10 protein-coding genes are annotated in these 14,057 nt (G+C 33.9%); 7 read left to right on the top strand and 3 right to left on the bottom strand.

Translation table 11 applies throughout. The features are described from left to right. Together ABDH49_00050 and tgt are read right to left on the bottom strand one after the other, a co-directional pair. A partial coding sequence (locus ABDH49_00050) for a hypothetical protein (protein ID MEN3045369.1) occupies nucleotides 1-2,136 on the bottom strand: 2,136 nt, incomplete at its 3' end. Between the two features lie 60 nt (nucleotides 2,137-2,196). Next, nucleotides 2,197-3,324 carry a tRNA guanosine(34) transglycosylase Tgt gene (gene tgt / locus ABDH49_00045; GenBank protein MEN3045368.1) on the bottom strand — a complete coding sequence of 376 codons (1,128 nt, stop codon included), beginning with the start codon at nucleotides 3,322-3,324 and terminating at the stop codon, nucleotides 2,197-2,199. A gap of 28 nt (nucleotides 3,325-3,352) precedes the next feature. On the opposite strand from tgt, the gene ABDH49_00040 reads away from it, so the two are divergent. Beyond that, nucleotides 3,353-4,363, top strand: a complete 1,011-nt coding sequence (locus tag ABDH49_00040) for a metal-dependent hydrolase (GenBank protein ID MEN3045367.1) — start codon at nucleotides 3,353-3,355, stop codon at nucleotides 4,361-4,363. On the opposite strand, the gene rocD is transcribed toward ABDH49_00040, so the two are convergent. Further along, nucleotides 4,360-5,610: an ornithine--oxo-acid transaminase gene (rocD, locus tag ABDH49_00035; GenBank protein MEN3045366.1), complete on the bottom strand. Its 1,251-nt coding sequence runs from the start codon at nucleotides 5,608-5,610 to the stop codon at nucleotides 4,360-4,362. The two genes, ABDH49_00040 and rocD, sit on opposite strands and share 4 nt — an antisense overlap. 72 nt (nucleotides 5,611-5,682) lie before the next feature. On the opposite strand from rocD, the gene ABDH49_00030 reads away from it, so the two are divergent. The 6 genes from ABDH49_00030 to ABDH49_00005 all read left to right on the top strand — a co-directional run bounded on the left by ABDH49_00030 (nucleotide 5,683) and on the right by ABDH49_00005 (nucleotide 14,011). Continuing rightward, a complete protein-coding gene (locus ABDH49_00030) occupies nucleotides 5,683-9,342 on the top strand; it encodes a diguanylate cyclase (GenBank protein ID MEN3045365.1) in 3,660 nt (1,219 codons plus the stop codon). Beyond that, nucleotides 9,327-9,740, top strand: a complete 414-nt coding sequence (locus ABDH49_00025; GenBank protein ID MEN3045364.1) for an archease — start codon at nucleotides 9,327-9,329, stop codon at nucleotides 9,738-9,740. Before ABDH49_00030 ends, ABDH49_00025 begins: the two co-directional genes overlap by 16 nt. Before the next feature lie 17 nt (nucleotides 9,741-9,757). Beyond that, nucleotides 9,758-10,756, top strand: a complete 999-nt coding sequence (locus ABDH49_00020) for a MoxR family ATPase (GenBank protein ID MEN3045363.1) — start codon at nucleotides 9,758-9,760, stop codon at nucleotides 10,754-10,756. Continuing rightward, a complete protein-coding gene (locus tag ABDH49_00015; protein MEN3045362.1) occupies nucleotides 10,749-11,990 on the top strand; it encodes a nodulation protein NfeD in 1,242 nt (413 codons plus the stop codon). Before ABDH49_00020 ends, ABDH49_00015 begins: the two co-directional genes overlap by 8 nt. A gap of 117 nt (nucleotides 11,991-12,107) precedes the next feature. After that, nucleotides 12,108-12,845, top strand: coding sequence for a slipin family protein (locus ABDH49_00010; protein ID MEN3045361.1), 738 nt, complete (start codon nucleotides 12,108-12,110; stop codon nucleotides 12,843-12,845). Between the two features lie 14 nt (nucleotides 12,846-12,859). Further along, nucleotides 12,860-14,011 (top strand): hypothetical protein, encoded by a 1,152-nt coding sequence (locus ABDH49_00005; protein ID MEN3045360.1) that lies wholly within the window; start codon nucleotides 12,860-12,862, stop codon nucleotides 14,009-14,011. Nucleotides 14,012-14,057: the final 46 nt, after the last annotated feature.

Below are 14,057 nucleotides of genomic sequence, written 5' to 3'. Positions count from 1 at the left end.
ATACAAAGGCTTTCTTAAGGGAACAATAGACATCACTTGGGCATCTCTTGTAGCTGCAGTTGGAGTTGTAGCAACAATCCTTACAGAATCAATAAACATGTTGTTTCCATATGCGCTTTTAGCAAGGAAAGAAACGTAGACTGTTTTGTTGGGTGGAAAATCACCTATATCTACGTCAAACCTTCTCCAACCAGCAGTTGCAGCATATCTTCCAAAACCAGCAACTCTCATAAAACTGGTTCCATCAAGAGAATATTCAACTATTATTGAATCGGGATTACCAGAAAATCCTGGATCACCATACATGTAAAACCTCAGTTTTAGTTTCCTTGCAGTACTTCCAATCTTCATGGGATGCGTGATTAGCCTTGCCATAGAACCTGAAGAGGCAGAATAGGAAGGGTACATAGCTACTGCATACCCTTCTAAAACTGGTGCAGCAGGAGAAGATGGTGAAGTAGTTCTTACCCAATTATAAATACCTGAAAGAATTACTCTTTGCCAAGAGGTCGGAGGGACAGTTGAATTTGATGGAGGGAATAGCACTGGATTAAATCCTGAAGCACATCTTGTTGTATCATCATAGACTTCAAGATGTAAAGCTGTCCTGTTATTTGCTATATTTTGATCCGTAGCTAGTGCTGTAGAAACAAAAAGAGTATCAAATCCAGTGAAAGTGGGAGTAAAGGGAATTTTAACGACATCGGATTGATTTGGATTCAAGACACCAGTATACGTAACAGATCCTGAAATAGGTCTCCATTTAAAGCTATAGTTTATACCAAAGTTCGATTGAGGAGCAGAACCAGCATTAAAGATACTTACAAATATAGTATCAGGTAAATTCCTGACAGCAGTACCATTTTTCATTCTTATCCAATAGGTCATAACATCATTTGGATAAACTCTCTGTTCGAGCTCAAGAAGGGAACCTCCACCACTTAGAACAATTTCGCTGTTAAAATGTCTAAACTTATTTATGTTCCCAACTGCTACACCATAGTCAATCTGACCTCCCCTTGCTTTAGGAAGAACGTAAACCCATGCACTTCCACCAGGACCAATCCAGAATAGGTATGGAACAGCAGTAGCCGTGCTACCTCCTGTTAATACAATTTCAAGACCATAGTTATCTGTAATAACATCACCTATAGCTATATCGTTATCTGTTGTTCCCCAGGTAGTTGTAAGTCTCCAGGCTACTCCGCTCCAAGCAGCACCAGTCCAATTCCAAACCGAAACTTGATAACTTGTGGAAGCATGAACTACTGCAAATTCGTTTCCGGGAAGAGATGGATCTATATCACCTATAGCAATATCCCATGAAGCTGTTACACCTGTAGTTACTGTAGATACAACCCAAGTTGAGCCATCCCAGTAAACCATCCAAATATTAGTAGATCCTACCACGTATATCTCATTACCAGGTATATCAGGCCTTATATCACCTATTGCAACTCCTCTTGCAGCAACAGTACCTGTAAGATTTATCTGGGTTCCTACAAGAGACCCTGCTTGCCAAATATATCTCCAAATTTGAGGAGGCGAAGTAGTAGCAGTTGTAAGAATTATTTCATTACTGTTTCCATCATTGTCAGCATCACCTATCACAATATCGTTAACAGCAGCAGGTGCGTTAAAGGAGCTTTGAAGTTGAAAACCAGGTGCTACCTCACTCCATTCAAACCAATATACTGTAAAAGGTGAGGCTCCAGTTCCAACAAGTATGTCAGTATAATAATCACCATCAACATTACCTAATGCTACAGAATTGGCTGTAATCCCTGTAGGAAATGTGTAAGGAAACGCTATTCTAAATTTATTCCTACCAAAATTATTAGTAGAGGTATCAGTAGCAATTACAAGATATCTTGTTCCACCTGATTGGACAGTAACAATTCTTATTGTATCGTCATTTATACCTTTAAAGTTTTTACCAATGGCTACTTCTCGTGTAAGATTAGCAGTTGCACCGGGCCATACTCTGAAGGTATCAAAGATTGGGGCCGGAACTTTGTTAACTGTGTGAGTTATGTCTATGACCTTAAATTCAGGTTCAATCACCTTACCTGCATAGAGAAGCGAGCCCCCAATCAAAATGGGGACTATAACCCCCAGAACCCTTATTTTACCCATAGGACAACCTCCTTTTTGTTCTTAATTATAAGAATAAAAAAACAAAAAATCAAATTGGAGTTAAATCTGTTCAACTTGATATTTACTAAAGAAGCTTTTTTTAAACTCTTTATAGGTATCATTTAAAATACTTTCTCTTATGTTTTTGAGTAATCTTATGTAAAAATAAACTGAGTGGTAAGAGGCAAGATAGGGTCCAAGGTACTCATCAACATTAAAGAGATGTCTTATATAGGCTCTTGAAAAGTTTTTACAAACATAACAATCACACATTGGGTCAAGTGGTCTTTCATCGTTCGAATAAATTGCATTTTTAATCCGTATCTTTCCCTCAGAGGTGAAAACAAGTCCGGTTCTTGCATTTCTTGTAGGTAAGACACAATCAAAAAGGTCAATCCCCCTTTCAACACAAAAGAAAATATCCTCTGGATATCCAACTCCCATTATGTATCTTGGTCTATTTTCCGGAAAAAGGTCTATTATTTCTTCGATTATCTCTTCTCTAAGCTCCTTAGGCTCACCAACAGCAAGACCACCTATCGCAAAGCCATCGAAATCAAACTCACGGAGACTTTCGATCCCCCTTTTTCTTAAATCCTTATAGATAGAACCTTGAGAAATGGCAAAAAGGAGAGGTCTTTTTTCATTTGATTCAGTTTTGCTTTTAAAGTACCTATAGCTTCGTTCTGCCCATCTTAAAGTTAAATCCAAAGACTTTTCAGCATAGGACTTTTCGCACGGATAGGGAGGGCATTCATCAAGTACCATTAAGATGTCAGAACCTAATTTCAGCTGAATATCAATGACCCTTTCTGGGCTAAAAAATATCTTACTACCGTCAACATGCGACTTAAATTCAACTCCTTCTTCTTTTACCTTCCTTAATTCAGAAAGAGAGAAAACTTGAAAACCTCCGGAATCAGTTAAAATTGAACCATAAAATCCCATGAACTTATGTAATCCTCCGAGTTGCGCTATTATTTCTTCACCCGGTCTCACATGTAGATGATAGGTATTTGAGACGATGATTTCCACTTCTATTTCTTTGAGATCTTTTGGAGGAAGGGTTTTTACTGTAGCCTGCGAAGCAACTGGCATAAAATTTGGTAAATTAACCTCTCCATGAGGAGTTTTAAGTTTAGACACTCTCAGTTTTTTAATAGTTGATTTTTTTATAATCTCAAGCATTATAATCAGAGAGTAGTTATAAAATTTTATGAAAGGGATAACGCATTTTACATTTGGATTATCATTATCAAGTTTTTTTCCAGATCTTGTAAGGTCAGCTGCTGAAAAGGGAACCCTCGATCTTGTCTGGGGGGGTATAGGTGGTTATTTACCAGATTTTCTTGATTTTAAAATATATAGATTTCTTGAAAAATGGGACTATGAATTTGAACCAGACCCTGAAGGTAAAGATCCCGAGGAAATTTTAGATTTCTTTGTAAAAGCTCTACAGAAGGCTTGGGAAGAAAAAAGGGAAATAAGAATTAAGCTTCATACTTTACTTATTGGACCTGATCTATGGAGAAGATACGGCCTTATTCTTGATGAAGAAAATAGAAAAATAATAGCATTCTACGGACCCTCTGTAAACACATCTCAGATACCAGTTCCTCTTAATCAGGCTCCAAGAAGAGAAGTTGAGAGAAAAGTAGATATTCCTTTTCAATATAACTATAGGGAAATTATAGTAGATATATTTTCAGGGCCATCTCTTGCTCTTGTACCAGAGGGAGATATGGTTAAAATAATTTTTATACCTTGGCATAGAGAATGGACCCATGGAGTATTTGCAGCTCTTTTTTTCTCCTTCCTTGTCGGACTATTTTTGTATCTGATTAAAAGTCCCTTTTATTTTCAAAACTCCCTTATATTTTTTATAGGCTACATGTCCCACGGTCTTCTTGATCAGCTTGGCTACATGGGAGTGAACTTTTTTTATCCCATAACAAAAAAGAGAATACCGGGACTTGGTCTTGCTGAATCTATGAACCCCTTAACAAATTTCACCACCATATGGTTTTCAGCATCTTTAATGATATTTAACATTATGAGATACACACCCTCTCCCGCCTTCAAACTTAATCCGTATATCTTCTTTTTAATATCAGGTATTTTTATTCCTCTTACACTAATCTTACTTTCAAGACTCTATAGAGAAGCAAAAAAGATAAAGTTTATCGTTGAAGAGGAAGAGGAGGAGAATCCCTTTAAAAACTTCTAGAGCTCCTCGACCCCTTTCTTGAATCTTTCAATACCTTCGTCAAGCTCCTCATAGCTTATATTTAAAGGGGGTGTGATCCTAACAGTCATCAAATGGGTCTCTTTAGTTATTAATCCATACTTTAAGAGTATCTCTGCCAGTTTTTTACCAGTTCCATAACTTTCATTTATTTCTACACCTATGAGCAACCCTTTTCCTCTTATTTCTTTAATTTTTGGAGAATCGATTTCTTTTAGCTTTTTCATAAGATAGTTACCCTTTTCAAATGCTTTTTCAGGAAGTTTTTCTCTAATCATTTCCAAAATAGATTCAATCCCAATCACACAGGCAAGGGGATTACCTCCAAAGGTGCTGCCATGTGATCCAGGTGTCATAAGGGAAAGTATCTCTTTTTTTCCTACAACTGCCGAAACTGGCATAACTCCACCCCCTAGCGCTTTTCCAACAGTTATAAGATCTGGTTTTATATCCTCCCACATGTAAGCAAAAGGTTTTCCGGTTCTACCCATTCCTGTCTGTATTTCATCAAGTATCATCAGAATGTTTTCTTCGTCACACAACTTTCTAACATCTTTAAGAAAACCATCATAAGGAACATACACACCTCCTTCAGCTTGAATAGGCTCAAAAAGTATGGCAACTGTATTTTTTGTAATTTTCTTTTTTATTTCCTCTAAATCTCCGAATTTAACTATTTTAAAGCCCTCTGTGAAGGGACCAAAACCGTCTCTATACTCCTCATTAGTAGAAAAACTTATAACTGTTATTGTTCTACCGTGAAAATTTCTTTCCATTACGATAATTTCAGCCTTATTTTCCTCTACTTTCTTTACTTTATATCCCCATCTTCTTGCAGCTTTTATTGCAGTTTCTACTGCTTCGGCGCCTGTATTCATAGGTAAAACCATTTCGAGACCTGAATATTCAGAGAGAACTTTTGAAAATATAACAAGTTCAGGATATATAACATGTCGTCCTGTAAGGGTTAACTTTTCTAATTGTTTTTTTACAGTTTCGAGTATTTTTTTATTCAGGTGACCATGGGAAAGTGCTGAGTAGCATCCTATAAAGTCAATATATTCTTTGCCATCAATATCATAAACCTTAGAGCCAGATCCCCTTTCTATCCATACAGGAAAAGGTTTATAATTGGGTGCAAGATGGTTTTCTATTAAATTTTCTAATTCTTCCTTAGAAATTTTTTTTACGAAAGAAAAAAAATCCTCTTTTAGCAGATTTTCTATCATAACATTTTTTAAAACTTTATTGGGAATTGAACCTTTGATTTTATTGAAAAAATTATTTAAAATTATAAGAGAATGAGAGAAGAAATTTACATTGATGAATTAACTAAACTAAAAAATAGGAGATTTCTATTTGAAAAGGGAGAAAATATAATAAAAAACTTAAAGAGCGGGAGTTTTCTGATTATTGATCTTGATAATTTTAAGGAAATAAATGACAGATACGGTCACCTTAAGGGAGATGAGGTTTTAAAGGTTGTGTCACAGTTTTTAAGTTCTGTTTTTGACCCAAGTAGAAATGAGCTTCTGAGATTTGCAGGTGATGAATTCATTGTAATAAGTAATACAAAGGAAAAAAGTGTTATTGAGGAAAAATGCAGTAGTTTTTTAGAGAAGTTAAAAAATTACAGGGTATCTTATTTAAAGGATGAAGTGAGATTGGGAGCAAGTATTGGGATTTCAATATTTCCTGAAGAGGGTGTCTCTGTAAAGGAGCTTTTTGAAAAATCTGACTCAGCTCTTTATTTCGGAAAAAGAAGAGGTAAATTTCAGTACCGATTTTATTCTGAGGTTGAAGAAGAAATTAAAAAAGAAAAATTTTTAAAAGAAAGATGTACACCCTCTGAGATAGTAAATAGAGAAAAAGAAGTAGAGATTTTAAAGGAGTTTATTAAAAGGGGGGAGCCACCCTTACATTTAAAAGGGATACATGGAATTGGTAAAACAAGACTAATTTCATTTTTTATTGATGAACTTAATAAAGAAAATAAAAAGTTTATTAAAATAACCTTTAGGGAGGAGCTTAAGGATGTGCCCTTTTCTTCTCTGTGTGAGGAATTTGGGGAAAAACATGAGAAGATTCCCTTCCTTTTAAATGACTTAATTATTAGAAAAGAGATTGATTTTATAATTCTCGATGACACAGATTACATTGATAGATACTCAAAAGAAGCCTTCATTTCATTATCTAAGGAATTTAAATCTATACTCTCAGCAGGTATAGAACGAGTTGATTGGGAAAATAGAGAAATTGAGTTAAAAAGTTTAAGTATAGAAGATACAAAAATTTACATAAAAAAGATTTTACCTGAAATTGAGGAAAAAGAAGACTTTATTAATTGGGTTTATAAAATTTCAAGGGGAATCCCAAACCTAATTGAAGAGTGTTTAAGATACGCAGTCTTAAAGAATTTCATTTCAATTAGAGAAGAAAAATTTTTACTTAATGAGTTACCAGAAAATAAACCTAACGATATTACAGAAATTTATTTTGAAAAGATTAAATCAATCGATAAAGAACTAAGAAGTTTTATAATATCTCTTTCAGTTTTAGGTAAATCTTTTAAGGTAAACGTAGCTTCAAGATACATTGGCATAAATCCAGGAAGATTTATAGAGCTTGCTGATAAAGCTGTAAATCTTTATATATTAGAATACTTAGGTAGGGAAAGCTATTGTTTTGTTAATGAAAATTTTAGAAAATTCCTTTATGATAAACTCTCTGAGGAAAATAAAAGAAAAATGCATCGGAGGTTTTTGGATATAGTCCAAAAAATAAAGGAAGTGCCCGAAGAAGTAATTTTGGGATCTTTACTTTTTCACTCAAAACTTGCGGGGGAAACCAAGGAAGCATTTGAAGCCTCTCTTAAGTTGTCTGAACTTGTTAAAAGATTAGAAGAAAGAGAAGATATCAGAAAAATTCTAGAGAAAAGAAAAATTTTTAGAGTAAGAGAGGTTCCAGCTGCTCCTATCCCTGAAGCAAAGGATTTTCCCTTAATTACAGAAAATCTTATTGCACTATTTAGCTGTGTTGAATCCTATAGGATTTATCCAGAAAGTTCAAAAGTAGTAACTGAAAACATTGAAAAACTTGTAAATAGTATGAACTATCTTTTAAAAAAGAGAAAATCCTTTACAATTTCCAGTCATGAGGGAAATCTTATCGTTGATGGTGTTCTTTTCCCTAATCAAAGGCTCCTTGCGTCTCAAAAAATCGTTGAAATTCTAAACGAATATGAAATACAGTCAATTTCCTTTGTTCATGAAATTGATATCGAGGATGTAAGATTACTTCTAAAGATCTTGTCAAAAAGACCCTCAGAAGTGAAAACAAAGGGAGGAATTGAAAATTTGGAGGAAACTGAGAAACTTAGAAATATTTTGATAAATCAGAAAGTATACGTTGCTCTAGGTGAAGAATTAGAAATGCTTAAAAAAATACCGCTTAATATAGAGGAGAAAATAAAGGGGACATTAAATCTTATAAAAGAATTTCCTGAGGAAAGTAAAAAATGGTTAAATCGATTAGAAGAATTAATAAGGGAACTAAAAGATGAGGATTTACGCGCTCTTTTTAGAGAAATTCCGGAGGATGAGAAAGTCTTAAGTGAACTTTATAAACTTGAATCAAAAGAAGCTATAAAAGCTAGGCGAGCTCTCGAGAAAGCCTTAGAAGATGCGGAGATTTCAGGAAACGTTGAAGAGTCTATTAAAATAAGAAAATTGATAAAATATTTGCCAGAGAAAGCAGAACTTGTCGAACACGAAAAGAAAAAAATTTTAAGTTACGAAAGAGAGGATTTACTAAAAGAAGAAAACCAAAAAATTATAAAAGAGATATTTAACAGCTTGAATCCAGATGAAAAAAAAGGGATTCTAAAAAAATTAGTCCAGAACCTCTCAGATGAAAGTTTACTAATAAAAACAAAAACTCTTGAAGTTCTTAAAGATTACATTGAACATGAAAGTGATTTTATTCTTAAAGAATCCTTCCAATTTATCAAAAGTGAGAAAAATGAAGAGATAATAAAAGGTTTCTTAGAGCTATTTTTAGATAAAATCGAAGAAAAAATTGAAAGAGAAAAATTCGAAGATATACAAGATTTCTCAGAGATTTTAGTCAAATTTGACTTTTCCCATATCGAGAACAAAATACTGGAAAAATTATTTGATAAATACGTTGACTTAAAAAAGGCTGGGAAAAAAGAGGATCTAATAAGAATAAAAGCACTCTTTAGAATCTTAGAGAAAAATTCCGTACCCTTTTTGATTGATAAAGTAGAAAAAGAACCCCTTATTTCAGATCTTCTAAGGGAGATGCTAAAAGAAAAAGTAAAAATTTCTAAAGAGTTTATAAATATTGAACTTAAAAAAGAAAAACCACAAAAGGTACTTGAAATGTTATTTGAAACTTTAATAGATGAAAACATTAAACTCGATACTAGCACCTTAAAAATTTTTCTTGATCATAAATCTGATTCCATAAAACTAAAGGCCTTAGAGTCAATAATTATTTCGGACCCGACCGAAGCCTCAAGAATTATAAAAGATCTTATAAATAGCAGTGATACCTCACTTAAAATCCAACTAATTAAATTAATTGGAAAGTATAAGATAGAGTCATTAGTTGATGAACTTCTCAAATTTATTGAAAAAAAGAGTAAATTCACCCCTGAGCCTGAACCTGCTATCGTAAAAGAAGTGTTAAATGTTCTTTCAAACTTTAAAGAAAATTACATGATAGGAGAAGTTATAATCGAAGCTTTAAAACCTGAAGGTCCCTTTTCAACTAAAAAGAGTAAACCTCCTGAAATAAAGGTGCTTTTAATTAGAGCTCTAAGAAATTTTGAACCACTACCTGAATGGATAAAAGTAATTGAAAAACTTACTAATGATCCTAATATGGCCGTAAAAAGTTCTGCAAAACTTTTACTTAAAGAATGGAAGAAATTATAGAGATAAACCACACTGCAGATATAGGATTTATCGTAAGAGCAAAAAGCCTTAATGCTTTAATAGAAAAATCCTCACTTTTACTTTCAGCAACCATGGTAGACTTAAACTCAGTTGAAATGAAGGAAAAAAGAACTATAGAAGTTAAAGTTGAAGATGAAAACCTAATTATTATAGATGTTTTAAGAGAATTACTTTACTTTTTTGAAACAGAAGGCTTTATTTGGAAGGATGTAAGGGCTACCTTGAAAGACAACACTATTTTACTAGAACTTAGCGGAGAAAAGTTTGATAGCAAAAAGCACGAGTTGAAAAAAGATGTGAAGGCTATTACCTATCACGAATACTATTTAATAAAAAAGGACGATTTCTACGAAACAAGATTTATCTTTGATGTGTAAATACCATATAATTACGGATGGGAAGGATGATTAGGGAACTTGAGGAAATAAGGGAAAAATTCGAAAGAGTAAAGAGGGAGTTATCAAAGACAATTGTGGGGCAAGAGGAGGTAATAAATCAGATTCTAATAGCTTTAATTGCAAAAGGACACGCTTTAATAGTGGGAGTTCCCGGACTTGCTAAAACAACAATAGTAAAAAATCTCGCAATGCTTTTAGATCTTGATTTTAGAAGAGTACAGTTTACACCGGACCTGATGCCCTCAGACATCATTGGAACAGAAATGATTTACGAGAACCCTGAAACAAGGGAAAGATACTTTAAATTCGTTAAAGGACCAATTTTCACCAACTGCCTATTAGCAGACGAAATAAATAGAACTCCTCCTAAAACACAATCAGCCCTCCTTGAAGCTATGCAAGAGAGAAGGGTTACAGTAGCGGGCGTAACGTATAAACTTGATGAACCCTTTTTAGTTCTTGCTACACAGAATCCAATAGAACAAGAGGGAACCTATCCTCTACCAGAGGCTCAACTTGACAGATTCATGCTCGAAATTAGAATAAGTTATCCTAGCCATGAAGAGGAAATTCAAATAGCTAAGCTCGTTGAAAAAGAGGAAGTAAAATATGAAAAAATTTTAACAAAAAAAGAAATTATTGAGATACAGGAGCTTGCAAAGAAGATACCGGTTCCAGAGTTTATATTAAACTATGCAGTAAAAGTTGTTAGGGAAACCAGACCTGAAACAAGTGAAATTGACTTTGTAAAAAAATACGTTAGATACGGGGCAGGACCGAGAGCATCCCAATTTTTAATCTTAGGATCAAAGGCAAGAGCACTTTTAAAGGGGATCCCCTCTGTCGAAGTTGAAGACATAAATTATCTTTTAGAACCTGTTTTAAGACATAGAATTATCTTAAACTTTTATGCTGAAGCCGAAAATATAAAAGTTGAAGACGTGATAGATAAAATAAAAGAATATGTAAGATGGGAGAAATTTGTAAATGTTTAGTTTATTAATATTTTCATTAATATATGTTGTTAAATATGAGGGAGTTATAAACCCTCCGGGGGCTGAGTTTGTGATAAAAAGTATAGATAGGGCTGAAGAGGAAAAAGCAGAACTTTTAATACTTCAACTTGATACACCTGGTGGTCTTGATGAGTCCATGAGAACTATTGTGAAGAAGTTTTTTGAGAGTTCTGTTCCCATATGTGTCTATGTTTTCCCCCCGGGAGCAAGAGCAACATCTGCAGGAGCCTTTGTAACTGTTGCTGCTCACATAGCTGCAATGTCACCTGGAACAAACATAGGAGCTGCTCATCCTGTTGCACTTCAAGGACAAGCAGACTCTGTTATAATTAAAAAGGCCCTTAACGACGCTATAGCTTACATAAAAAGTATCGGATTAAAAAGAAAAAGAAACGCACAGGTGCTTGAAAATATGGTAAAAAAATCTTTATCCCTTACATCGGAGGAGGCCCTAAAGAAAAAGGTTATCGACATTATAGCTCCATCAGTAGATTCTCTAATTGAAAAAGTTAAGGGATTTGAAGTTGAGGTAAAGGGAGAAAAGAGAAAATTAGAGATTAAGGAGAAAAAGATTAAAAATATTGAGATGGGACTTAGAGAAAAAATCTTAATGATCATATCAAATCCTACAGTAGCTTATATATTGCTTATACTTGGTTTTTACGGATTATTTTTTGAAATTACTCATCCGGGAGCAATATTTCCAGGAGTTATAGGTGCGATTTGTCTAATCCTTGCATTCTATGCTTTTCAGACCTTGCCTGTTAACTATGCAGGAGTTCTTCTAATTCTTCTTTCTATGGTTTTATTTTTACTTGAGCTGAAGATTCAATCTCATGGTATTTTGGGAATAGGTGGTGTTTTATCTTTGCTTTTGGGTTCACTCCTTCTTTTTAAAACAGATGTTCCTTTTTTGAGAATTTCAAATCTTGCAATAATTACTGTTGTTGCAACTACTCTTTTATTTTTCTTTTTTGTGATCTTTAAGGCAGTACAGATTCAAATGAAAAAGCCTGTCTCAGGAAGGGAGGGTATGATAGGTGAAAGGGGAAGATCAAAAGAAGATATAGGTAAAGGTAAGGTTGGTTTAGTTTTTGTTCATGGTGAAATCTGGAAAGCGATAGCTGAGGAAGATATTAAAAAGGACGATGAGATAATAGTCACAGGCTTTGATGGGCTTAAATTAAAGGTAAAACCTATAAAACACGAATAAGGAGTAACACGATATAAATTTTTGCTCAGAGGTGAGTAGTTATTGTAAATTATCTACAACTTTTTTTATACTTAAACTAATTTTAAGGTTCAATTCCTTAAAAATTCAGGAAAAAAGATGATTTGGATCTTCTTACTTTTTCTCGCTTTCATGCTTTTAGCCTCTGCGATAAAGGTTTTAAACGAGTATGAGAGAGGAGTAATTTTTAGACTTGGAAAGTTTAAGAGTGTCAAGGGGCCTGGGCTTGTATTTATAATTCCTGTGATAGATAGAATGGTAAAAGTTTCTCTTAGAACCATCACGATGGATGTTCCTCCCCAAGATGTTATAACAAAAGATAATGTCTCAGTGAAGGTGAACGCTGTTGTTTACTTTAGAGTTGTAGAGCCCTCAAAAGCAATAATTGAAGTTGAAGACTTTTTATATGCTACAAGCCAATTAGCACAAACTACTTTAAGAAGTGTTTGTGGACAGGCAGAGCTCGATGAGCTTCTTGCAGAAAGAGAAAAAATAAATTTGAGACTTCAACAGATAATAGATGAGCACACTGATCCCTGGGGTATAAAAGTATCTATGGTTGAAGTAAAGCACATAGATTTACCTCAGGAGATGCAGAGGGCAATGGCAAGACAGGCTGAAGCTGAAAGGGAAAGAAGAGCAAAGATTATTTCAGCTGAAGGAGAGTTTCAAGCAGCTCAGAGGTTACTCGAAGCTGCAAGAAAAATAGAGGAAAGTCCAGTTGCTATTCAGCTTAGATTTTTACAGACCCTTTCTGAAATTGCAACAGAGAAGGCCTCAACAATTGTACTACCAATTCCACTTGAACTTGTTAAACCTTTCCTTAAAAAGGATTAATTAAAAGGGACTAATTGAGATATAATTTAGTTTTTGTTGAAACCGAAAAAGGTATTAATAACTTTTTTTTCTTAAGTGATCTAAATTCAACATTTGAAATTAATCCGGTTTTTGAAAAGATAATAAAGTTTTATAACCCTTATGTAGTTGTCAGAAAAGAACTAGTTTTTAAGTTAAAAAAATTTACAAATAATGTTTATGATACATTTAAAGTAGATAGAGAAACTTTTGTTTTTGATAGTCTATTTATTCCGTATAAAATTCCTAACTTAAAGAGGGAAACTCTCTTGCATTATAATGGAAAAGTTGTTGGAATTTTCATAAAAAATGGTATAATAAAAGCTCCTTTTCGCTTTGAAAGTTCAGAAAACTTAGATGTTAAAGAAATAGAGGGAGTTTATATTGAAAATTTCTTTGATTTACCCTCACTTGTTTTAAACCTGGTTGAGGCTCTTTTAAGATTTGATAATGGATATAAAAAAGTAGATAAAAATATTTTTGTAAAAGGGAAAGTAAGACTTAAGCACTTTTTCTTTGATACAAGTGACGGACCTATTGTTATAGAAAAGTTAGGTGAGGTTTTACCTCCGGTTACGTTAAAGGGACCTTTATTTATAGGAACAGAAGTTAATCTTTATAGGACATTTATAAAAAACTCTTTTATTAAGGATGTTGTAAAGGTAGGGGGAGAGGTTGATTCAACTATATTTTATGGCTATTCAAACAAAGCTCATGAAGGATACGTAGGAAATTCAGTTATTGGTAAGTGGGTTAACCTTGGAGCGCTGACTACAACGAGTGATTTAAAGAATACTTACTCTCAAGTTAGGATACATATTGAAAATGAAAAAGTAATAGATACAGGGAAAATAAAGGTCGGGGTCTTTATTTCTGATCATGTTCAGACTGGGATAGGGACTTTGTTATCTACTGGTACTGTCGTGATGCCGTTTGTTAACTTGTACGGTGGTCTCAGTTTTAAAGGGCTAATAGGGCCTTTCACTTGGTGGGGTGATGATGTTAAAACAGAGTATAAGCTCGAGAAGGCAATAGAGGTTGCAAAAAAGATGATGGAAAGAAGAAATGTAAAGATGGAAGATGAGTATGTTGAACTTATCAGAAGTTTTTATAATAAGTTTAAAAATAGGAAATCAGCAGAGATGTAATCAGTACGCACGAAAGAAGTATATTAAAACGTAGTGAAAAGTCTTT

It is taken from the genome of Candidatus Hydrothermales bacterium (assembly GCA_039630235.1).
Lineage (GTDB): Bacteria > Hydrothermota > Hydrothermia > Hydrothermales > JAJRUZ01 > JBCNVI01.
This window is presented reverse-complemented; position numbering and strand designations above follow the sequence as displayed.

Bases quoted from the DNA above. Each gene is read 5' to 3' on its own strand.
- ABDH49_00030 (MEN3045365.1), top strand. From the start codon at position 5,683: ATGAGAGAAGAAATTTACATTGATGAATTAACTAAACTAAAAAATAGG.
- ABDH49_00020 (MEN3045363.1), top strand. From the start codon at position 9,758: ATGGGAAGGATGATTAGGGAACTTGAGGAAATAAGGGAAAAATTCGAA.
- ABDH49_00010 (MEN3045361.1), top strand. From the start codon at position 12,108: ATGATTTGGATCTTCTTACTTTTTCTCGCTTTCATGCTTTTAGCCTCT.
- ABDH49_00040 (MEN3045367.1), top strand. From the start codon at position 3,353: ATGAAAGGGATAACGCATTTTACATTTGGATTATCATTATCAAGTTTT.
- ABDH49_00015 (MEN3045362.1), top strand. From the start codon at position 10,749: ATGTTTAGTTTATTAATATTTTCATTAATATATGTTGTTAAATATGAG.
- rocD (MEN3045366.1), bottom strand. From the start codon at position 5,610: ATGATAGAAAATCTGCTAAAAGAGGATTTTTTTTCTTTCGTAAAAAAA.
- ABDH49_00025 (MEN3045364.1), top strand. From the start codon at position 9,327: ATGGAAGAAATTATAGAGATAAACCACACTGCAGATATAGGATTTATC.
- tgt (MEN3045368.1), bottom strand. From the start codon at position 3,324: ATGCTTGAGATTATAAAAAAATCAACTATTAAAAAACTGAGAGTGTCT.